Here is a 1,122-nt window from a genome sequence, read left to right as displayed (position 1 = left end):
CCGCCGTCCGGCGCGGCGAGCCGCGCCAGCAGTTCGGGGGCGTCGAACCGCTCCAGCAGCCGGCCGCCGTGCTCGTCCCCCGGCTCGAAGATCCGGGTGAGCGCGGCGCGCGCCAGCCGCTCCTGGTGCCCGACCCCGCCGGGCGTCATGACGGGCCCCCTGCCTGTGCGGGGACGGCGCCCCGCACCACGCCGGTACGCAGCTCCAGCGCCAGAGCCACGTCCTGGGATCCGGGTCGGTCGCGTCCAGCGAGGTCCGCGATCGTCCACGCCACCCGCAGCACCCGGTCGAGGCCCCTGGCCGTGAGCAGTCCGCGCTCCAGGTCCCGCTCCGCCTCCCCGAGCGCTCCGGGCGCCACCGTCCAGCGGGTGCGCAGCTCGTGCCCCGGCACCTCGCTGTTGACCGACCACGGTGTGCCGGTGAGCCGGGCGGCCGAACGCGCCCTCGCCTCCAGGACCCGCGCGGCGACAGTCGCCGTCGACTCGCCCCGGCCGCCCTGCCCCAGCAGATCGGTCCGGTGGACCGGCTGGACACCGACCCGCAGATCGACCCGGTCGAGCAACGGCCCCGACAGCCGCGCCTGGTAGCGGCGGATGACCGAAGGAGGACAGTCGCACCCGGCGCCTTGCAGGGTGTGCCGTCCGCAGGGGCAGGGGTTGGCGGCCAGGATCATCAGGAAGCGGGCGGGCAGCCGCACCACCCCGGCGCTGCGCGCCACCACCACATGTCCGGACTCCAGCGGCTGCCGCAGTGCGTCGAGGGCCCGTCCGGAGAATTCGGGTGCTTCGTCCAGAAAAAGTACCCCTCGATGAGCGAGGGAGACGGCTCCCGGTCTCGGCAGTCCGTTCCCCCCGCCCACCAGCGACTGCATGGTCGCGGAGTGGTGCGGCGCGCAGTACGGCGGGGTCCGTACGAGAGGCTCCCCCGGCGGGAGCATGCCGGCGACCGAGTGGACGGCGGTGACCTCCAGCGATTCGTGGCCGGTCAGCGGTGGCAGCACGGCCGGCAGCCGCTCGGCGAGCATCGTCTTCCCGGCGCCCGGCGGGCCGTGCAGCAGCAGATGGTGCGCGCCGGCGGCCGCCACCTCCAGCGCCGTGCGGGCCACCTCCTGCCCCGCGACAT

At 75.6% G+C, this 1,122-nt stretch carries 1 protein-coding gene; it reads right to left on the bottom strand.

Features of this window, described 5'->3' with window-relative positions; translation table 11 throughout:
• Nucleotides 1–145: 145 nt before the first annotated feature.
• A partial coding sequence (locus QR77_RS30345; RefSeq protein WP_040025195.1) for an ATP-binding protein occupies nt 146–1,122 on the bottom strand: 977 nt, incomplete at its 5' end.

It is taken from the genome of Streptomyces sp. 150FB, from assembly GCF_000818195.1.
GTDB lineage: Bacteria > Actinomycetota > Actinomycetes > Streptomycetales > Streptomycetaceae > Streptomyces.
Note: the sequence above shows the minus strand (reverse complement) of the source record. Positions and strands in the feature narration are given on the sequence as shown.